Origin of the sequence: Streptomyces sp. P9-A4 (assembly GCF_036634195.1) — a bacterium.
In the GTDB taxonomy this organism is placed as follows: domain Bacteria; phylum Actinomycetota; class Actinomycetes; order Streptomycetales; family Streptomycetaceae; genus Streptomyces.
The window spans coordinates 3,517,968-3,537,548 of record NZ_JAZIFY010000001.1 but is presented as its reverse complement, the minus strand read 5'-3'; the positions used below and the strand labels follow the sequence as shown (position 1 = coordinate 3,537,548).

16 protein-coding genes are annotated in these 19,581 nt (G+C 69.7%); 6 read left to right on the top strand and 10 right to left on the bottom strand.

Translation table 11 applies throughout. From position 1 onward, the window contains the following. Window positions 1-157: 157 nt before the first annotated feature. The 9 genes from V4Y03_RS15835 to V4Y03_RS15795 form a co-directional block, all read right to left on the bottom strand. Complete coding sequence (locus tag V4Y03_RS15835; RefSeq protein WP_317873062.1) at window positions 158-508, bottom strand: MerR family transcriptional regulator; 351 nt, start codon at window positions 506-508, stop codon at window positions 158-160. Between the two features lie 783 nt (window positions 509-1,291). Continuing rightward, a complete protein-coding gene (locus V4Y03_RS15830) occupies window positions 1,292-1,603 on the bottom strand; it encodes an SCO5918 family protein (protein WP_332435335.1) in 312 nt (103 codons plus the stop codon). 49 nt (window positions 1,604-1,652) lie between these two features. Beyond that, window positions 1,653-2,066 (bottom strand): CBS domain-containing protein, encoded by a 414-nt coding sequence (locus tag V4Y03_RS15825; RefSeq protein WP_317873064.1) that lies wholly within the window; start codon window positions 2,064-2,066, stop codon window positions 1,653-1,655. 46 nt (window positions 2,067-2,112) lie between these two features. Continuing rightward, window positions 2,113-3,624, bottom strand: coding sequence for a DEAD/DEAH box helicase (locus tag V4Y03_RS15820; RefSeq protein WP_332435334.1), 1,512 nt, complete (start codon window positions 3,622-3,624; stop codon window positions 2,113-2,115). A gap of 251 nt (window positions 3,625-3,875) precedes the next feature. Further along, window positions 3,876-4,079 carry a cold-shock protein gene (locus tag V4Y03_RS15815; RefSeq protein WP_030323642.1) on the bottom strand — a complete coding sequence of 68 codons (204 nt, stop codon included), beginning with the start codon at window positions 4,077-4,079 and terminating at the stop codon, window positions 3,876-3,878. A gap of 490 nt (window positions 4,080-4,569) precedes the next feature. Further along, complete coding sequence (locus tag V4Y03_RS15810) at window positions 4,570-5,385, bottom strand: DUF6585 family protein (protein ID WP_332435333.1); 816 nt, start codon at window positions 5,383-5,385, stop codon at window positions 4,570-4,572. 377 nt (window positions 5,386-5,762) lie between these two features. Beyond that, a complete protein-coding gene (locus V4Y03_RS15805; protein WP_332435332.1) occupies window positions 5,763-6,017 on the bottom strand; it encodes a hypothetical protein in 255 nt (84 codons plus the stop codon). A 66-nt stretch (window positions 6,018-6,083) separates the two neighbouring features. Beyond that, complete coding sequence (locus tag V4Y03_RS15800; RefSeq protein ID WP_332435331.1) at window positions 6,084-8,426, bottom strand: terpene synthase family protein; 2,343 nt, start codon at window positions 8,424-8,426, stop codon at window positions 6,084-6,086. A 350-nt stretch (window positions 8,427-8,776) separates the two neighbouring features. Continuing rightward, entirely contained in the window at window positions 8,777-9,505 is a 729-nt protein-coding gene (locus V4Y03_RS15795) for an ArsR/SmtB family transcription factor (protein ID WP_332435330.1), read from the bottom strand. A 109-nt stretch (window positions 9,506-9,614) separates the two neighbouring features. On the opposite strand from V4Y03_RS15795, the gene V4Y03_RS15790 reads away from it, so the two are divergent. Both V4Y03_RS15790 and V4Y03_RS15785 read left to right on the top strand, forming a co-directional pair. Further along, entirely contained in the window at window positions 9,615-10,115 is a 501-nt protein-coding gene (locus tag V4Y03_RS15790) for a GNAT family N-acetyltransferase (RefSeq protein WP_332435329.1), read from the top strand. Next, window positions 10,093-11,409: an ISAs1 family transposase gene (locus tag V4Y03_RS15785; protein ID WP_332435328.1), complete on the top strand. Its 1,317-nt coding sequence runs from the start codon at window positions 10,093-10,095 to the stop codon at window positions 11,407-11,409. Before V4Y03_RS15790 ends, V4Y03_RS15785 begins: the two co-directional genes overlap by 23 nt. 165 nt (window positions 11,410-11,574) lie before the next feature. Here the strand turns inward: V4Y03_RS15785 and V4Y03_RS33900 are convergent, their stop codons facing one another. Continuing rightward, a complete protein-coding gene (locus V4Y03_RS33900; RefSeq protein WP_443079791.1) occupies window positions 11,575-12,558 on the bottom strand; it encodes a DUF1206 domain-containing protein in 984 nt (327 codons plus the stop codon). 749 nt (window positions 12,559-13,307) lie between these two features. Between V4Y03_RS33900 and V4Y03_RS15770 the strand changes: the two genes are divergently transcribed. The 4 genes from V4Y03_RS15770 (at window position 13,308) to V4Y03_RS15755 (ending at window position 19,575) form a co-directional block, all read left to right on the top strand. Beyond that, window positions 13,308-14,678: an ice-binding family protein gene (locus tag V4Y03_RS15770; RefSeq protein WP_332435327.1), complete on the top strand. Its 1,371-nt coding sequence runs from the start codon at window positions 13,308-13,310 to the stop codon at window positions 14,676-14,678. A gap of 251 nt (window positions 14,679-14,929) precedes the next feature. After that, window positions 14,930-15,541: a DUF5819 family protein gene (locus tag V4Y03_RS15765; protein ID WP_332435326.1), complete on the top strand. Its 612-nt coding sequence runs from the start codon at window positions 14,930-14,932 to the stop codon at window positions 15,539-15,541. Beyond that, on the top strand, window positions 15,531-16,712 hold the full coding sequence (locus V4Y03_RS15760; protein ID WP_332435325.1) for an HTTM domain-containing protein: 1,182 nt from the start codon (window positions 15,531-15,533) through the stop codon (window positions 16,710-16,712). The genes V4Y03_RS15765 and V4Y03_RS15760 overlap by 11 nt, the downstream gene beginning before the upstream one ends. A 700-nt stretch (window positions 16,713-17,412) precedes the next feature. Then, window positions 17,413-19,575: an MMPL family transporter gene (locus V4Y03_RS15755; RefSeq protein WP_332435324.1), complete on the top strand. Its 2,163-nt coding sequence runs from the start codon at window positions 17,413-17,415 to the stop codon at window positions 19,573-19,575. Window positions 19,576-19,581 lie beyond the last annotated feature (6 nt).

The window sequence follows — 19,581 nt, the reverse complement described above, 5'->3', positions numbered from 1 at the left end:
GGGAATCGAACCCGCGCTGCAAGCCGGGGAATCACTCGGCGCCCGAACGGACGGCCCCGGGCCACGCGGCGCTGACACCGAAGGGGCCTCGCGCGCGCCTTCGCGGTTGAGCGGTTCTCCTCAAGCCCCTCCGGAATCGACGACGGGCGAGCCCACCTCAGTCCGAGGCCGGTGGCGTGTCCGAGTCCGCGTCCGATTCCGCGGCGCGGCGGTACTCGGCGTTGATGCGCTGGGCTTCTTCGAGTTGGTCTTCGAGGATGATGATGCGGCAGGCGGCTTCGATGGGGGTGCCCTGATCGACGAGTTCCCGGGCGCGTGCGGCGATACGCAGCTGGTAGCGGGAGTAGCGGCGGTGGCCGCCCTCGGAGCGGAGCGGGGTGATGAGGCGGGCTTCTCCGATGGCGCGCAGGAAACCCTGGGTGGTGCCGAGCATTTCGGCAGCCCTGCCCATGGTGTAGGCGGGGTAGTCGTCGTCGTCGAGACGCCCGTACGAGTCGTCTGCTGTCATTTGCACCTCTCTGTGAAACGCGTAGAGGGGCCCTGGTGCCGTACGGCACCAGGGCCCCGAAGGAACTACTACACCACCTGCCGGCCTTGATACTGCGCCGGCCTTCTGTGTCCGCCGACTCGACCCAGTGACTGTCGGGTTCGCGGGGATCGTGGTTGCTTGACCGGAGACCACCTCACTATCGATGTCCTGCGGTACCCGGACTCGAGACTTCCGGCCGGGCGATCCTGATGGCGCTGCGTTCCTCCGTTCTTTCCTCGGTCTGCTCAGTGGCCTGTGTCAGCGCCGCTCTTCGTCACTGCTGGGTACTGCGCACTGCCATCACGGGTCCGTATCCGCCATGCCTACGGTCCCGCTCGCGGCGGCCCCTGATCACTGCGGGCCACCCGGTCCGGCCGTCAGTCCCGTCGCCGTCCTGCGAAAGCCCTGGCTTCGAAACTCCACCGCCGTACCGTCCTGCGACTTCCTCTTGCTGCTGGTACTGCTTGCCGGCAGTTCGTCTCTGCCAGGCCCTCTTGTCTCTCTGGGCTACGAGAGAAACCATAACCAGGCCACCACTCAATGTCTACTCTGGCCGACATAGATTTTCATGTGTCCGGTGGGGAGGTAATCGACCTCGACGAGCGCGCGGAGAGTCGCGGAGCGTTCGTCGCCGGCTTGACCACCACGCTGCCGCACATGGCGCGGGTCACTCACCCGATACGCGAGAGGGCCCGACCGGCATGTGCCGGTCGGGCCCTCTCGGCTGATCTGAGTCAGCTCACGTTCGCTCGCGGATCACGTTCAGGCCGCCGCCGAAGTGCCGAGCTGCGCCGAGGCGTGCTGGAAGGCGACGAGCCCGCGCGCGGGCTCGACGGCCTGGGGAAGGTGGCGGCAGGTGAAGCCGAGCTTGGTCATGGCCCGGACGACTTCGCCGACGCTGAAATCGCGGCGGTCCTGGCCCGTGAGGAGCTGGCCGACCTGCTTGGCGGGGTAGGTGCGGCGGCCGATGATCACGGACTCACCGATGGCCTCCTCGGGCTTGACGCCCTTCATGGAGTCCAGGACTCCGCTCTTGGTGAGCTCGAACGGGAAGCGGGCGATGACACAGCGCACGATGCCTCACAGGAAGAGGAAGGGGATGGTTCCGCCGTGGTGAGGCGGGTCACGCGAGGGCGAGGGCGGGCGCGGGTACGTCTGAGGGGCCGTCCTGCCCGCCCATGACGGACGGGGCGCCGAGCCGGCGGAGACGTATGGCCCGCCCGGCCGTGAGGACGGTGGCCGAGGTGAGCGGCTCGCCGTCGCCGGAGAGGTCGCGCAGCCGAAGCCGGTCCGTGTAGACGGAGCTTTCGCGGACGGCGGTGAGCCGGGCCAGTGTGACGAGGCCGGTGGCGAGGCCGTCGTCGTCGCAGACGAGCAGGTGGCCGGTCCGGGCGCCCGCCATGACGGCCAGCGCCACCTCGACGGTCATGTCGTCGCAGACCCGGAGTTCTGCCGGGTCCATGGAGTCCCGGTCCCTCACCGTCCTGAGCGCGGGGGTGGTCCGGGCCGAGCGGGGCTGCATTTGGACCGATGCCACGACGTGCCTCCTGAGGAGATGGGGGGGCTTCCGGATCACGTGGTGCTCAGGCTGCCGTGTCGACGGCGGACCGTCGCCCGCTCGCGCGCCGGGCAGTCGAAGCGGAACCGCGCCGACCGCGGGAGGTCGCCCCGCGCTTACGCAGCTCGGCCGGCGGCGCGGTGATCGTCACGGGCACGCCCGACGGGGCCTGGGCGCCGGTGATCCTGTGGAGCGCCTCCTCGCCGGAGCGGACCTGAGTGGTCTTCGGCACGATGCCGGCGTCCTGCAGGAGCCGGGTCATCCCGCGACGCTGGTTGGCGGTGACCAGGGTGACGACAGTGCCGGACTCGCCGGCTCGCGCGGTACGGCCGCCGCGGTGGAGGTAGTCCTTGTGGTCCGTCGGCGGGTCCACGTTGACGACGAGGTCGAGGTTGTCGACGTGGATGCCGCGCGCGGCGACGTTCGTCGCCACCAGGACGGTGACGTGCCCCGTCTTGAAGCGGGCGAGGGTGCGGGTGCGCTGCGGCTGCGACTTCCCGCCGTGCAGGGCGGCGGCCCGGACACCGCAGTGGAGGAGGTCCTCGGCGAGGCGGTCCACGGCGTGCTTGGTGTCCAGGAACATGATCACTCGACCGTCGCGCGCCGCGATCTCCGTCGTCAGCCGGTGCTTGTCGGCGCCGTGCACGTGCAGGACGTGGTGCTCCATCGTGGTGACCGCGCCCTGGGAGGGGTCGACGGAGTGGACGACGGGGTCCGTGAGGTAGCGGCGGACCAGGAGGTCGACGTTGCGGTCCAGGGTCGCGGAGAACAGCATGCGCTGGCCCTCGGGGCGGACCTGGTCCAGAAGCGCGGTGACCTGCGGCATGAAGCCCATGTCGGCCATCTGGTCGGCCTCGTCCAGGACGGTGATCGTCACCTGGTTCAGCCGGCAGTCGCCGCGGTCGATGAGGTCCTTGAGGCGGCCGGGGGTGGCCACGACGACTTCGGCGCCCCCGCGCAGCGCGCTCGCCTGCCGGCCGATCGGCATCCCGCCGACGACGGTGGCCAGGCGCAGCTTCACGGCGCGGGCGTAGGGGGTGAGGGCGTCCGTGACCTGCTGGGCGAGTTCCCGGGTGGGGACCAGCACCAGCGCCAGCGGCTGACGGGGCTCGGCGAGCTGTCCGGCGGTGCGGGCCAGCAGGGCCAGACCGAAGGCGAGGGTCTTGCCGGAGCCGGTCCGGCCGCGGCCCAGGACGTCACGGCCGGCCAGGGAGTTCGGCAGCGTCGCGCCCTGGATGGGGAACGGGACGGACACGCCCTGCGCGGTGAGCGCGGCCAGCAGGCGCCGGTCCAGAGCCAGGTCGGCGAAGGCCTCGACGGCGGGCAGCGCCGGAGTGATCGTCTTCGGCGGGGCGAACTCCCCCTGCACGGCGGCGGGACGCCTGCCGTATCCGCCCGACCGGCTCGAACCTCCCGATCGGCTCGCGGCGGACGAACCGGGGCGACCGCCCCGGCCCGTTCCGGCGGAGGAGTCGTACGTGTGGCCGCCGTTGCGGCGAGTGCGGGAGGAACGGCCGTTCGTGCGTGTGGGGTTCATTCAGAACCTTCCTGGATACGGCGCGTATCGAAGAATTCCGGCAGCGGATGAACAGCTTTGGGAATCACAGGAACGGCCGAATGGGATGAGAAAGCGAGCGGCTTGGCCGGGACAAGGAGTTGTCGACGCGCGACCGGGCCGGCGAAAGGAATGCGGGTGATGCGGGTGCGGGTGGGAACCCCGCGAAACGAATACAGCTGGGGCCCGCACCCCGAGGGATGCGGGCCCCAGCTGTGTATTACGCGTCAGCGTCAGGCGGAGACGATGTTCTCGGCCGTCGGGCCCTTCTGGCCCTGCGCGATGTCGAAGGAGACCTTCTGGCCCTCCTGGAGCTCGCGGAAGCCCTGCGCGGCGATGTTCGAGAAGTGGGCGAACACGTCAGGGCCGCCACCATCCTGCTCGATGAAGCCGAAGCCCTTTTCCGCGTTGAACCACTTCACGGTGCCAGTAGCCATGTCATTTCTCCTCTGGGCATTACGACGGAATCCGTACCGTACGGAAGCCGTGTCGCCGCGATGATGCCCTGCCCGGAAAATGACCGGAAATACAAAGCGCTTCCTGCGGCACGCGGCCGACGGGAGGCGCTTGAAGTTTTTGGGTACCAAAACTGCAACTGGTTTCGACAGTAGCACGTCATCGCGGCCGGTGCGCTGCGAACATTTCTCCCTGTGTGTCGCCGGTAAAAACTCTGTCTGCGACGGCCGTCAAAATCTCAGGCCGCGGACACAGGTATTCGCGCCCTTCGAATGCGGTATTTCGGAAGCCGTGACAGGTCCGGACAACGCTTGAAGCTCGCGCCGGAGGGGTCACCGACCTCGGCGAGGCGCGCGGCATCGCTGCCGAGATCAGCCGCATCCGCGACGCCGCCGCCGCGGCAGGCGTCCGTACCGTCGGCGGAGCCGTCCAGTGGTGCACGGGGGCGCGGTGGGGGGCGCCGAAAGCTCCTCAGGACTCGTGCCGGCGCCGCAGCGCGTCGGCGAAGGTCAGGAAGACGGGCAGGTTGGGGAAGCCGGGAGCCGCAAACGTCATCCACGGCTTGCGGTCGCCGCGACGGCGGATCTCTATGCGGCCCTGCTTCACATCGACCCGTTCCACCTCCCGCCAGCCGATGCGGCGGCTGCCCTGCCCGACGCCGGAGATGTCGATGTCGACCACGCCGAAGTCGATCCGTTCACCTGCTTCCAGCCGGGCGGCGTCCCGGGGCACCCGTGCGCGGCTGAACGCGTCGCCGAGGCCCTCGGCGAACGGGACCATCCCGCTGAAGTCGTCCCCCACCACGATCTCGGCACCTTGCTCAGGCTTGATGGTCAGCCGGTGCGTGGCGGCGCTGGTGACCCCGTTGGTCACCTTGATGTCCTGCCGGGTGACAGAGGCGATCTCGTCCCAGGTGTATGCCTGTGTCTCCCCGCGGTCGATGTGCCACAGGGCGCCGTGCTCGTACCAGGCCACCCAGACCTGGGGCGGCCGGGGACGGAAGAGCCAGGCGAAGAGGAAGAACCCTACGAACCCCAGCGGGATCGCCGCGAGAATGAGCAGCGGAAGCGAGTAGTACCAGGCGCCCTGCTCCCGCTGGTCCTCAATCGCGTACGACAGGGCCAGCCACCCCAGGAACACGCCGAGCACGCCGACTGGCAGCAGAGCGCCCCACGGGAAGCGCTTCGGCTCGTTCTGCACCAGCCCCTTGCGGGCCCCCAGTCCGCGCTCCTGCGCTGCGGCACGTAACGCGTGCGGGACCCGTGCGGCACCACGCTCCGACGACACCCAAGCCTCCCCCACCCGGAAACCAGAGCGCCATTATGAAGGTCCGGCGTTCGCGTGCGGTAGAGCCGCCGCCTGCCGGCCTTCCAACTAAGCTCCAGGGGGTCTCGTGATGAGATCTGGACAACGCAGAAGGCCCAGGTCGCTGACCTGGGCCCTCGCATCTGAGCGGATAACGGGAATCGAACCCGCGCCATAAGCTTGGGAATCACCGTCGCGCCCGCTGGAGCGCGGCCTGGAGGTCCCAGCTCGACCGTCTAGCTTCTGACCTGGGGAAATAGCCTCTGGTGTGGGTTCCTGGGCGGGTTCGGAGACACCCGTGTCGACCGCTGTTCACCGCTCCGAAGGGCACGGATGGGGCACGCGTCGACGAACGCCGTTCAGGGCGTGCGCTGGGTCCCCGAGTGGTCGATGACGTTGCCGTTGGTGCAGTTGTTCTTGTGGTTTCCCGTCCAGTCGCTGAGCGCGGGCACCACGGCCAGCTCCTGGACGCAGACGTCGGCGGCGGTGAAGTTCCAGTTGTCTGCGGCGTTGACGCCGCTGCCGAAGTTGGAGTCGTTGTCGGCGTGGGCTGAGGGGGCTGCGATGGCGACGCCGGCGAGGACCAGCGCGGCGACAGAAACGATCTTCTTCATGGCCTGAGAACGACCTGCAGGAACCGGCGATACGCCAGTTCACTCTCCTGTCGAAACGAGAACGGGTCAGGTTTCGAGTGGAGCACCGGAGATCCGGTCGAGGGCGGTGAGCGCGTGGATGTCCGCGACGACGGGATAGTCGAAGGGAAGGGGGCGGGGGCCGACCTGGTCGGGCGGTGAGGGGAAGCAGCCGTCCTCGCTCTGGCGGCTGAGGAGGTGGGCGCCGGCGGCGGCCGTGACGTGGGGTGGGCCGTAGCGGGAGACGACAGTGAGGGCCTGGGCGGTGGAGAGAGGGTCGCTGTGGCTGTCCGGGGTGTGGCCCCAGCCCCCGTCGGGTTGCTGGGTGACGATCAGCCGGGCCGCGGCCCGGGCGATCGCGCCGTCGATCCGCGCGAGGTCGGCGGCCGGGAGAGTCCGTGCCGCGTCGAGCGCGTCGACAGCACGCAGGATGACGCTCGACTCGCTGAGGGTCCAGCTGGGAGTGAAGGAGCCGTCGGGGAGCTGGGCGTCGAGGACGAAGCGGATGGCGGCGGTGACGAGCCGATGGTGGTCCTGACCGAACGGAGCGAGGGCGAGGACGGCGCCTGCGGTCATGTCGAGGTCCGGATGGTCGCTCTCCAGCCAGGTGGGGAAGCCGCCGTCGGATCCGGCGATCGCGGCGAGATAGGCGGCGCCCCGTCGCAGGTGGTGGCGATAGCGGTGCGGGTCGAGTGTCTGGAGGAACTCCATGGCGCGGCAGGTGGAATCGACATCGGTCTGGCGCACCCCGCTCGCGAAAGGCCATCCGCCGTCATGTGCCTGATGGGAGGCGACGAACGCTCCCATCCGTGCCGTGTACGGCCGTAGCGCGGGACGGTCGAGGAACGCCAGGCCGCCCACGGCCGACAGCCACACGTCCTGGCTGTCGAGGAACGGCACCCCGCCTTCGACGTCGCACGTCAACAGCAGGCCGGTCACGGCGTCGTCGATCAGCCGGTGGCCGGGACGGAAGGACTGCAGGGCGTTGAGCCCGAGCAGGTGGGTGCTGGCGCTTGCCTCCCACAGCAGCCTCCCTCCGGCGTCGGCCAGCAGGTCGGAGAACTGGAAGCGCTCGCGGGTGGAGAGCGCGTACGGGTGACCGGTGGCCTGGGCGTAGACGGCCTGTACGGCCAGCTGGTTCACCAGGGTGAAGGTGGAGAGCGCCGGGGTGGCGGCGGGCGTCGGCGCGTCGGCGGCGTCCAGGCGCAGTCCCCCGAGCACGTGCAGTACGGCGTGCAGCACGCTTCGCTTGAACCGGCCCCGGCTCCCTGTGGCACGTGAAAGACCACCGGTCAGGGGGCGTGTGGCGTCAGCGGCGTCGGCGGGCAGGGTGTGCGGGCGCAGACAGGCGTCGATCAGCAGGGCGTCGAGCGGATCAGCGGCCGGGCGGCGCTCATCGAGGTAGCGGGTCAGTTGTCGCTGCTCGTGTTCGTGGCTGCCGCGGGTCCGGAGGAGCGCCAGGAGCAGGGCGGTTTCCAGGACACGGCTCACGCACCGGTCCGGCAGGGCCCCGCCGGGTGCGACCGCCAGAGCCAGCCGACGCTCCAGCGCTCCGGTGGCCGCCTCCAGCGGATCCGTCTGCGGCCCGGCCGTGCCGCGCTGGGAGGGCAGGGTGACCCGGTAGCGCCGCGTCTCGTACTGCCAGGCGACGGCACCCCCCAGGAAGGTGCGGATCAGTTCGGCCCACCTGCGGGAGCCGTCGTCCCGCACAGGGCCGGTAGCCGTGTCGAAGCCGTCCAGGCTCTCCTCCAGCATCGCGCGGGCGACCGCCGCCGCCTCGCCGCGGCCGATGCTCCGCTCCCGAGCCAGTACGTCGACCAGCCCGACCTGGCCGGGCCGCTCCGATCCGGCGTCGAACAGGTCGTTGGTCCAGGCGACGACGTCGGCGCAGACGCCGTACAGCTCCTCGGTGGCCGAGGGCGTCCACAAGGGCCGTAAGGCCACCAGCAGCAGGGGGGTCACCGTGATGGTGAGACGGCGCAGCCGGACGTACTCCTCCACGGAGGGCGTGTAGCCCTCCTCGCGCCAGCGCAGCTCCTGGCAGGTCGCCTCCGCGAACGACGCGTACGCCGTGGCGAAGCGCTCGCACCACGCGGGTTCGGTCCCCACGGTCGTCCGCTGCCACAGGTCCCGCAGTGCCACGACCGCCGGCGTCCGCACGGCCGTCCCCTCGCCGGTGACCACCGCGACCAGCGGGTCGAGTACGGCTCGGGCCTCCGCGGCCGACGAGACGCCGCCGGGCCGGTCGAAACCGTCGTCGACGAGCGTGATGAACGCCCCCCAGCAGGCCAGCAGTTCGAGATCTCCCGGAGCGGCCCCGGGAGCCACGAGGCCCGCCATCCGTCCGTGACCCATGCGGGCCAGCCGCCGCACCGCGGAGTCCTCCGCCACCAGTCCCCACCGGCGCGCCCACCCCGCCGCCGCCCGCTCGGCCCAGGGCCACCACGGACTGCACGCCCCACGCACCGCCACACCGTCGTCCACCCGCACCGCCAACGAAACCCTCCACCAGGACAACGACTGCCATGCCGACAGGAGCCGTTCGCGTCGTGAGCGCTCGGTGACGAGACACCGCATCGCGAGAACGGCCCGTATGGAATTCTCCAGGCGGACACCGCGAATCATCGAAGATGGATGCGTCGACCAGCCGAACGAGTGAGCCTGGGAGAAGGACAGGGCCCCGGGGAGAGTCCTGTTCGCCCGGCTTGATCACGCGTCGGTGTGGCCCGGTCAGGTCCGGTTCAGGAGCAGAGCTCAGCTGTTGGCAGGCCGAGGTGGTCGTGCAGTGCCCGGCGGCCGGCGGGTGTCACGAGGAGGGCGCGGGTGGTGCCGATGCGCGTCATCCACCCGGTGGCGAGTGCGTGGGCGGACAGGGCGGCGCCCACAGCGCCGGCCAGGTGGGGACGGCGCTCGGTCCAGTCGAGGCATGCGCGCACCGGTGGCCGGCGTGAGCCGGCGGGTACCGTGATGCCGACCTCGGCAAGCCAGAGGGCGCCCTTGCCAGTCAGGCCCGGCTCAGGTCCCCACTCCAGGAGTCCGCGTTCGACCATCGCGTCGGTGATGGCCAGAGCGGTGGTTCCGGCCAAATGGTCGTAGCACAGCCGGGCGCGGGCCAGTGCCTGCTGCCGGCCGGAGGCCGACAGCGAGCGTGGTGGGGCGCTGTGCTTCGGGGCCAGCGCGGCAAGGCTCTCGATCAGTTCGATCACTCTGCGGTCGGCCACCCGTACGTAGCGGTGGCGTCCGTGCCGCTCCTCGACGAGGAGTCCGCCGTTTACGAGCAGGTTCAGGTGCGAGGTCGCAGTGGACGGTGCGACTCCGGCATAGCGCGCGAGCTCGTTCGCCGTCCAGGCCCGGCCGTCGAGCAGCGCGAGGCAGAAGGCGGCCCGGGTGCCGTCGGCCACCAGTTTGGCCACGCCCGCCAGGTCCACACCCACGTCCTGGCCTGCGCGCTGAATGTCCACGGTGCCCATTGTCGCCGACGTCCCTTCGACGTCCGTCGAAGCGTCCCCGTCCTAGCGTCGGCCCGTGCGCCGGGCTCACCGGCCCCGCACCCGCATCCGCTCACGTACTGGAGCAACCATGCCTGCGTCCGATGCTGCCGTCACCGTTTCCCGCCAGCCCGCCCCCCAGCCGGACTGCATGCTCACCGACGCCCCCAACCCGGAGGACGCCGCGGCAATCTCCGACGCGCTGGACCGCTTCAACATCGAACACACGGGAATCGCCGACCGCAGACCTCTGGCCGTCCTGGTCCGTGATCCCGATACCCACCAGGTGGTCGGCGGACTGACCGGGCGTACCTCGCTCGGGCTGTTCTTCCTCGACCTCTTCTACCTGCCGCCCCGGCTGCGTGGCAGCGGGCTGGGAACAGAGATCCTCCGGCAGGCCGAGGATGAGGCCCGTGCCCGTGGCTGCCGCACGGCCGTGCTCTACACGATCACCTTCCAGGCCCCCGGCTTCTACCAGAAACACGGGTGGAAGCGGCTGGGAGAGGTGCCCTGCGATCCGCCGGGCACCAGCCGCGTCTTCATGACCAAGGAACTCACCGCACCGGCCGGTGAACCAGTTCGGTCCCGGTAAGGTCGCCGTGCTCGTTGCACCATCATCTGTTCCGTCCGCTCTGCACCTGCCACAGGTCGAGTCCGGGGCGTCACGGTCCGAGGCGGTGGTGCCGTCCGGTCTGCTCGACGCACTGGCTCAGGTGCCAGATCCGAGGAATCCGCGCGGGGTGCGGTTCCGGCTGGCAACGCTGCTCGCGGTCGGCGTATGTGCACTCACCAGCGCCGGGCACAACTCCCTGACCGCCATTGCCGAGTGGGTACGCCGCTGTGACCAGGATGTCCTGGCCCGGCTGGGCTGCCCCTTCGATCCCTTGACCGGCCGGTTCAAGGCTCCGGGCGAGCGCACCCCGCGCGATGTATTCGCCCGCGTCGACCCCGCGCTACTCACCGCCGCCGGTTTCACCAGGCTCACCACACTCCAGGCCCGCCCGATATCCGCAACAACCCCGGACGGGACCGTAGAGCGCGAACAGCGCCGCGTCCACCGCACCGCCCAGCACGAGACGGACCCGCCGCAACCACGTCGTACGGCCTTCGCCGTGGACGGAAAATGCCTGCGCGGAGCGGTCCGCGCGGACGGCAGCCGTGTCTTCGTCCTGTCCGCAGTGCGCCACCACGATGCGTTGACCGCCGCTCTGCGCGACATCGGTGCGAAGACGAACGAGATACCCGAGTTCGCTCCGCTGCTGGACACCCTCGATGGTCAGGACCTGACCGCCTCCATCGTCACCGTCGACGCCCTGCACGCCCAGACGAGCCACGCTCGCTACCTCGTCGAGGACCGCCAGGCCCACTACCTGCTGTCGGTGAAGAACAACCAGCCCACCCTGGCCCGCCAGTTGACCAAACTGCCCTGGAAGCAGGTACCGGTCCTCGATCAGTCCCGCGACCGCGGACACGGCCGTGAGGAGGTCCGCGAGGTGAAGGTGGTGAGCGTGAACGGTCTGCTGTTCCCCCATGCCCGCCAGGTTGTTCGCATCCACCGCAAACGCCGCCGAATCGGTACATCGAAGTGGCAGACCGAGACTGTCTACGCCGTCACCGATCTCGCGGCCCACCAGGCGTCTCCCGCTGAGATCGCTGCCTGGGTGCGCGGCCACTGGATCATCGAGAACACCGTCCACTGGACGAAAGACGTGACCTTCGCCGAAGACGCCAGTCAAATCCACAGGCATCGCACCCCCGCCGTCATGAGCGCCCTGCGCGACCTTGCCCGCGCCACCCTCCACCGCTCCGGATGGGCCAACATCGCCAGCGGCCGACGAGCCCACACGCACCCCGCAGCCACGCTCACCCTCCACGGGATTCCATGATCAAACCGGGCGAACGCGACTCTCCCCGGGGCCCTGGGGAGAAGGAGCCGACGTCGTTTGGAAAACGACGAAGCCCCAGGTCTCTGACCTGTGGCTTCGCAGAAGAGCGGATGACGGGAATCGAACCCGCGCTATAAGCTTGGGAATCACCGTGGCCGGCGCCGATCACGAGGTGCCTGACCTGGGGAAACACCCCTGCTTGCGGCTCCTTTCGGTGGTCTGTCGATACCCGTGTCGACCGCAGTTCACCGTTCCGAAGGGCACGGATGGGGCACGGTCGTCATTGCCGCGATCGTGCTGGGCATCATCGGCGCGGTCGCCGAAGGACTGTTCTGCCTGCTGATCGTCGGGGTCCCACGCCGCCGGATGAGTTCCTCTTGCCAGGGCGCATCGGGACGTGTCCCCGGGCCCGCGGCCCCGGTCGGCTGTTCCGCCGGAGTCCCGTGCTCGGCGGCCTTGCGCCAGCGGGCTTCGCAGAACGAGTAGAGGCCGAACAGCAGGAGGCCCACAGCGGCGGCGATCAGCAGGGCGGGCCCTGCGGGGTCGCGGCGAACGAGCGCAGGGTCTCGTCCAGTCCTTTGGCCTGGCTGGGGTCGTACCGCACGGCGGCCAGCAGGACGGATGGGCCGGCCCCGGCCGCGACCACGCCGCGCCGCCGACGATGCCCAGTATCGCTACGACCCGCCGGGTCGCCGGGCTCATCTCGTCCGTCCGGAGATTCTTCTCGAACTTCCGGATCAGGCTGCGCATCAGGATCACCACGCCCACGACGATCAGGACGACCCCGAACGCGCCGACGCTCACCCGGCCGCCCGGCCAGTCCAGCACCCTGGCGGTGTACTCCTTCGACGTCTCGTCACCGGGGCGGCCTCCGGAGGAACCGCCGACCAGCGCCGTCTGCACCACGCCGACACAGATCACGGCGTAGAACACCGCCGTCCCCAAAGAACCCAGACGCCGGGACCACTTCTTCCCACCCTCCACCGTCTGCCCGAACGCCGCCTCACACAGCCGCCACACCGCCATCGCCGCCAGCGCCACCACCAGCGCCCACAGCAGAGCCCGGCCGACCGGCTGCTCGCCGAGGGTCCCCACCGCACCGGACCGGTCGGCCTCCTGGCCGCTGTCGATGCCGAGGCGGATCCGCACGGCCAGAAATCCCTACCAGCACGTAGATCACTCCCCGGGCGCAGAGTCCACGGTAGGGCTGTCCCCTAGGGGAAGTAACCACCCGCAAGAGGACCGTCCTGCACACAGGGATCTGGAATCACTCCGGGGGATCGGGGCACGTTTACAAGTGTTCTCGAACTCCTGCGGGGCGACGGCTACATGGCCGTACGGCGACACCGACCAGCATCTCGTCGACCCGGGCGCTGGCCCTCGCCCCGGAGCAGAACCGGCACTTCATCACCGACGCCATCAAGCTCTACGCGTCCTGAAACCCCGAGGGCGACGCGCCGGGCTGCGACGATGCCCCGGAACCGCTGCTCCTTCACCCGCGGCCGGCACCGGGAAGAACCCGCCGCTGATGCCGCGCCTCCTTGCGTTTTTCGCCCCGGACGCGCCACGCCCATGCCGCAGCGGTCCTGAATCGACCCAGTCGGCGTACATCCGTGTTCACATCGGGGTCGGTTTCAGGACAGGTGTGCGGTGCCGCTTCGTGTGAACTGATCGAATTTCACTCATCCGGCGACGTTCCGAATCGTCGGCGGTGCGGGATTGCGTATTTTCATCACGCCCCGCGGTGTTGAATGTTTTTATATTCATCCCCCTCCTCGTTTTCGCCCGGTACGGGTGCGCGAATTTTCATGCGTAATATGCGGCCACAGCTAGAAGGCGCCCCGGGTGATCCGTAGGCCCGGCATGTGCCATGGCCCCCCACAGAAAATGGCCTCTTGATGAAGCTGCACATCCCTCGAACGACTCAGCGTCGTATTCTGTCCGGCGGGCTGGCCTCGGCCCTCGCCACAGCAGTTGCCGCCGCCATGGTCGCCGTCACGTCGACGCAGGCACTTGCCATCGCGACGCCCGTTCCTCTGGGCACGACCGCCAGCTACTCCGTCCTGGCAGGGCAGGGAGTCACCAACACCGGCAACTCAGTGCTCGACCACGACCTCGGGACGCACCCGAACCCGGCCATCACCGGCTTCCCGCCCGGCCTGGTACTCGGCGCTGTGCATCCCGCGGACGCCGCGGCCGCCCAGGCCAAGAGCGATCTGATCGTGGCGTACAACAACGCGGCCGGCCAACTCACGGGCCAGGCGCCGGACTTCCCGCTCGCTGCAGGGATCGGCGGGGGTCAGGAGCTGCTTCCCGGCGTCCACAGGGCCACATCCGGTGTCGGCCTCACCGGTGACCTGATCCTGAACGCCGGGGGAAACCCCAACGCGGTCTGGGTGTTCCAGATTCCCGAAGCCCTGACGACGGCATCCAACAGCAGGATCCTCCTCACCAACGGCGCTTCGCCGTGCAATGTCTACTGGCAGATCGGGAGTTCGGCGACCCTCGGCACCACCTCCACCTTCGTGGGCACCATCATGGCGCTGACCTCGATCTTCGTGAACCAGGGGGCGAGCGTCGAGGGCAGGGCGCTGGCCCGCAACGGCGAGGTGACGCTCAACAACAACAGGATCTTCCTCGGCGGGTGCGCCACCGGCGGTACGACGACCGGTACGACGACCGGTACGACGGCGGGGACGACGACCGGTACGACGACCGGCGCGACGACGGGGACGACGACCGGTACGACGACCGGTACGACGACCGGAGGGACCACCGGGGCGACGACGGGTACGACTCTGGGTCTGATCGGCGGCACCCTCATCGGCGGGCCCAGCGTCAACCTGGTGGGCGGCGGCACCTCGGGGAACATCGCGGGCAACACCTCCGGGAACACCGTGGGCAACACCGCCGGGAACACCACTGGCGGTAACACGTCGGGCAACAGCGCTGGGAACACGACCGGCGGCTCCATCACCGGCGGGAACGTCGCCGGCGGGAACGGCGGCAAGCCGGACCACGGTGGGCCGGACCACGGTGGGCCGGACCACGGCGGCAAGCCCGAGCACGGTGGGCCGGAGCACGGCGGCAAGCCCGAGCACGGTGGGCCGGAGCACGGCGGCAAGCCCGAGCACGGTGGGCCGGAGCACGGGCACGACGAGGGGCCCGGCAAGCCGGAGCACGGCGAGCACGGCGAGCACGGCGACTACGGCGACCAGGCTGACGGGCACTACGGCTACGCCGACAAGCCCGCGGTCCACGAGGGCTGAGCAGCAGGCCGTATCAAGACCGTTCATCGGATGACGGCGCGCGGCGGAATCCTCAGTGGTTCCGTCGTGCGCCGCCGGTGAGAGACGCAGAGACTCAGGCGCGAGCAGCGCATACGCGAAGGACAGGGTGGGCGGTGTCGAGCGGAATCGAAACAGCGGCCGTGCGGGAACCTCAGCAGTCCGGTTCCGATCCGGCCCCCCTGCCACCAGAACCAGAACACGACAGAGCGACCCCGCCGGACAGACGGCCCATGAGGGTACGCGCACTGAGAGCGGGGCTGCGCACGGCCGTGGCCCTGTGTCTGGTGACCACGCTGGTCCATGTCGTCATGGTGTTTCTTCACGTAGCCCCCTCCAACCCCGTATCGAAGCGGTACAGCCCACAGGTCAACGGATGGGTGTACCCCCTTTTCGAGCAGAATTGGCGACTTTTCGCACCGGACCCCGATTCCTTCAACCGGAAGGTCCTGGCGAGAACTGCACAAACGGCCTCCGACGGATCGCTACGAGTGAGCCCCTGGTTCGACCTGGCCGCCGTGGACAATGCCGCAGTCGACCACAACGCATTTCCGAGCCACACGGCTCAGAACCTTTTGCGCCGCGCCTGGAGCTCCTATGTCGAGACGCACGGAGGAAGCGACACGGCACGCTCGGAACGGGCGGTGATGATGCAGAAGTACCTGCGCAATATCGTCGCGGAACGCTTCGCCGCCCGCCACGGTGGCGACACGTTCGACTTCGTTCAGCTTCGGGTCGTCACGATGCCCATCGCCGCTCCCGGCACCGCCGCCGGCAACCGCCCGCCGGTACCCACCGAGAACCGGCTCCTGCCCTGGTGGAAGGTGACCCCCCATGGGAATTGAGCAGCCCTCCCGGCCCTCCCCTGCGGCAGCCGCACCACAACGCCCCCTGAGTCCGGGGACTTCGCTCGTCGGAGCCGCCCGTCAGTGGCTCCTCGGCCAGGTCGGCGCTCTGTGGGCCCTCCTCACCGGCCGCCCGGTGTCCTTGTATGCCGCCTCGGTGCTGCGCATCGGCTACGGGCTGCTCTACCTGGTCTTCCTGCTCCGCGAGTTCCCGCACCGTGGAGAGATCTGGGGACCCGAATCCCCTTGGACGCCTGCGCTGGCGGAACAGCTCTTCGAGCAGACGGGCTGGAACAGCGTCCTGACCCTGTCCGACAGCCCCGCCTATTTCGAGTTCTGCTACGCGATGGCCGTCGTCACGTCCGTACTGTTCATCCTGGGCTGGCGGACCCGCGTCATGTCCGTCCTCTTCGCCGTCGTGGTGATCTCGTTCCACGCGAGGTCGATCTTCATGACGGACGGGGGCGACAACCTGGTCCTGCTGATGGCCGTGTACCTCGTCCTGACCGCGTGTGGTCGGCGCTGGTCCCTGGACGCGCGCCGCGACCGGCTCAAGTCGGCTCGTGCGGGCGACGTGCCGGAGCCGGTGCGGGGCTTGTACGCGCAGGAACTCCACCACGCCCGCGTCACCTTGACCACCGTGGTGCACAACTGCGGCGTCTTCGTCATCGCCGCACAGGTCTGCTTCCTCTACGGATCGGCCGGCCTGTACAAGGTCCAGGGTTCCACCTGGGGCGGCGGCACCGCTCTGCACTACGCGCTGAACCTCGAACTGTTCCAGCCCTGGCCCGCGCTCTCCCACCTCGTGGACGATTTCCCGATGGTGATCGCGATCACCGGCTACGTCACGGTGCTCGTCCAGGTCGCCTTCCCGTTCGTACTCTTCGGCCGGCTCAAGTATCCCGTTCTTGCCGTGCTGCTCGGGATGCACATCGGCATCGCCGTACTCATGGGGCTGCCGCTGTTCTCCGGCGCGATGATCATCGCGGACGCCGTGTTCCTGCCCGACCGCTTCTACATCTTCCTGCCCCGACTGTGGCGCCGTGCGGCACAGCGCACCGGAATGCGGCAGGCGGCACCCGGCCGGGCCACAGGATCGGGATCCGTACCCGCACAGGGAAGACCGGAGCTACCCGCCCCGCAGGACCAAGTCGTTCCGAGTGGAGGGTAGAAGCGGTTCAGCCCACGCGATGGGCCCTGTGACGGACTTCCCGGAGGCTGACCTCGGACCGGAGACGGTCCAGTCCTGCCGAGTCCCGTGCGCGCGCGAGCGTCTCCCGGCCGAGCCGCCCCAGGGTCCGCCGCGGTTGCGCGTCAGGCTCCAGCCAGAGGCGCACCCGCGCGACGCCATGGCGCCGCGTAGGTGGTGCGGGAGGAGTCCCCAAGAGGTCCAGACAACAACGAAGCCCCGGGTCGCTGACCTGGGGCTTCGCTATGGAGCGGATGACGGGAATCGAACCCGCGCAATAAGCTTGGGAATCAATGCCACCATCGCGCCGCATGGGGTCCTGACCTGGTGTTTCGCCTGTCGGATTCGCCGTCCGAGGGCTCGCCTGGCGCCATTGGTGACCGCTGGTCACCGCTCTGAAGGGCACGGTCGGGGCACGTCCTCGACGGCAACGGAGTCGAACGCCTCCCGCTCGGCCGCGTTCACCGGCGCGGCCGGCTCACCGCCGCAGGGGTAGGCCCCCTCCCCGCCGACGGCGCGCAGCGTTACTCCCCGGGGAGTACGGGAAGGTCCGGGACACCCGGGGGAGTAGGGGCGATCTCCTGCGTCGGTGTGACGGAACGGTGCGTCGAAGACGGAACGCTGGATGCAACCGGGCGGGCCATCGGGGGCCACCGGTCCGAGTCCATGCGGGGGGCCCGAGATGGGGCAGACAGGGTGTACAGCGCGAACAGGTAGATACCGCAAGGTGGTTCCGTGGGGCGTACTGGCGTTGTGGGTGATCGTGATCGCCGTCGCCGGGTCGTTCGCGGGCAGGCTCGCGGACGTACAGCGTGACCGGACGGCGGACTATCTGCCGTCGGGCGCCGACTCGACGCAGGTGGCCAGGCTCCAGGAGATGCTGCCCGGCGGCGAGGCGACCGGCGTGCTGCTCGTCTACCGCCGCGACGGCGGGCTGACCGCCGCAGACCGGGACACCGCCGAACGGCAGATCGCGGTGGTCACGGTCCCGGCGGGTACGACGGATGCCGGGTCCGCCAAGTCCCCCGCCTTGCTTGCCACGTCGAAGGATCCTCGGGACTTCGGCGCGACCCTCCGGGGACCCGGCGTTCCCTCCGGAGACGGCACCACTCTCATGTACGCGGTGTCCACGGCCGCGCCCGGCACGGACGACGCCGCGAAGAAGGCCTTCGTCGAGGGTGTACGGGTCCACGCGCGCGGCGCCGACGGGCTGACCGTGTGGGTCGGCGGCGACAGCGCCGTCGAAGTCGATGCCAAGGAGGTGTTCGGCTCCATCGACGGGACGCTGATGCTGGCGACCGGCCTGGTGGTGGCCCTGCTCCTGATCCTCACCTACCGCAGCCCGGTGCTCTGGCTGGTGCCGCTGGTGGTGGTCGGGGCGGGGGCCGTCTGCGCGCGGGCCGCCGTGTACGGGCTCGCCTCCGGCTTCGGACTCACCGTGACCAGCCAGAGCGCCGGGATCATGACGGTCTTGGTGTTCGGCGCCGGCACGGACTACGCACTGCTGCTCGTCGCCCGCTACCGTGACGAACTGCGCCGTACCCCGCTTCCGTACGATGCGATGCGCACCGCGCTGCGCGGTTGCGGGCCGGCCGTGCTGGCCTCCTGTGGGACCGTCGTGGCGGGGTTGGCCTGTCTGCTCGCCGCCGACCTCAACAACATCCGTGGCCTCGGCCCGGTCGGAGCGGTGGGCGTGCTGTGCGCGCTGATCGCGATGATGACGCTGCTGCCGGCGGTCCTGGTGCTGCTCGGACGGCGCGTGTTCTGGCCGTTGATCCCCGCGTACGGCAGCGAACCCAAGCAGCGCGGACCGAACGTCTTCGCCGCGATGGGGAGTTCGGCGGGCAAGCGTCCGGCCGCCGTGCTCGTGACAGGAGTCGTGCTGCTGGGTGCGCTGGCGCTCGGTGTGCTCAACCTGCCCGGAGCGCTCAAGAGGGAGGACAGCTTCACCAGCAAGCCCGAGTCGATCGCCGCCATGGGAACGCTGGCCAAGGCCTTCCCGGATCGCAGCAGCCGGCCGATAGAGGTCATGGCGCCCACCGAAACGGCCGACCGGATTCTCGCCGGAGCCAGGTCCGTCGAAGGCGTCGCGAGCGCCGAGCGGGGCCGCAGCGGCGGCGGCTGGACCGAGATCGCCGTCACCACCGAGTCCGCGCCGGAGTCTGCGGGGGAGACCGCCGTCATCGAACGCCTGCGGGCCGAACTCGACGGCGCGCACGTGGGCGGCGCGAGCGCCCGGCAACTCGACCTGGCCACCACCAACTCCCACGACCGCCTGATCGTCATCCCCCTGGTCCTCGCCGCGGTGCTGCTCGTCCTCACCCTGTTGCTGCGCAGCCTGATCGCCCCGCTGCTCCTGGTCGCCGCCGTCGTGCTGGTGTGGGGCGCGGCGCTGGGCATCGGCGGAATGGTCTTCGGCCCGGTGCTGGGCTTCACCGGCGTCGACCCGGGGCTGCCGCTGCTGACCTTCGTCTTCCTGGTCGCCCTCGGCGTCGACTACGGCATCTTCCTGATGCACCGCACCCGCGAGGAGACCCGGGGCGGCGCCGAGCCGAGGCAAGCCGCTCTGATCGCGCTCCGCACCACCGGCGGAGTGATCGCCTCGGCCGGCATCGTCCTGGCGGCGACCTTCGGGGTGCTCGCCTCGCTGCCGCTGGTGATGTTCGTGGAGATGGGCACGGTCGTCGCGGTCGGGGTGATCTTGGACACTTTCCTGGTCCGCACGTACTTGGTGACCAGTGCCAGTGTGTTGCTCGGCCGCAGGGTGTGGTGGCCGGGCCGGCCTTCTGGTGCCTCGGCCCCGGTTTCCGGACCCGCACTCGAACTGGTCGGCGGCCGGCGATGAGAGCGA

Excerpts from the sequence above, each read along its gene's own strand:
- V4Y03_RS15835 (WP_317873062.1), bottom strand. The coding sequence starts at position 508 with ATGACAGCAGACGACTCGTACGGGCGTCTCGACGACGACGACTACCCC.
- V4Y03_RS15820 (WP_332435334.1), bottom strand. The coding sequence starts at position 3,624 with ATGAACCCCACACGCACGAACGGCCGTTCCTCCCGCACTCGCCGCAAC.
- V4Y03_RS15815 (WP_030323642.1), bottom strand. The coding sequence starts at position 4,079 with ATGGCTACTGGCACCGTGAAGTGGTTCAACGCGGAAAAGGGCTTCGGC.
- V4Y03_RS15805 (WP_332435332.1), bottom strand. The coding sequence starts at position 6,017 with ATGAAGAAGATCGTTTCTGTCGCCGCGCTGGTCCTCGCCGGCGTCGCC.
- V4Y03_RS15795 (WP_332435330.1), bottom strand. The coding sequence starts at position 9,505 with ATGGGCACCGTGGACATTCAGCGCGCAGGCCAGGACGTGGGTGTGGAC.
- V4Y03_RS15790 (WP_332435329.1), top strand. The coding sequence starts at position 9,615 with ATGCCTGCGTCCGATGCTGCCGTCACCGTTTCCCGCCAGCCCGCCCCC.
- V4Y03_RS15770 (WP_332435327.1), top strand. The coding sequence starts at position 13,308 with ATGAAGCTGCACATCCCTCGAACGACTCAGCGTCGTATTCTGTCCGGC.
- V4Y03_RS15765 (WP_332435326.1), top strand. The coding sequence starts at position 14,930 with ATGAGGGTACGCGCACTGAGAGCGGGGCTGCGCACGGCCGTGGCCCTG.
- V4Y03_RS15760 (WP_332435325.1), top strand. The coding sequence starts at position 15,531 with ATGGGAATTGAGCAGCCCTCCCGGCCCTCCCCTGCGGCAGCCGCACCA.
- V4Y03_RS15755 (WP_332435324.1), top strand. The coding sequence starts at position 17,413 with ATGGGGCAGACAGGGTGTACAGCGCGAACAGGTAGATACCGCAAGGTG.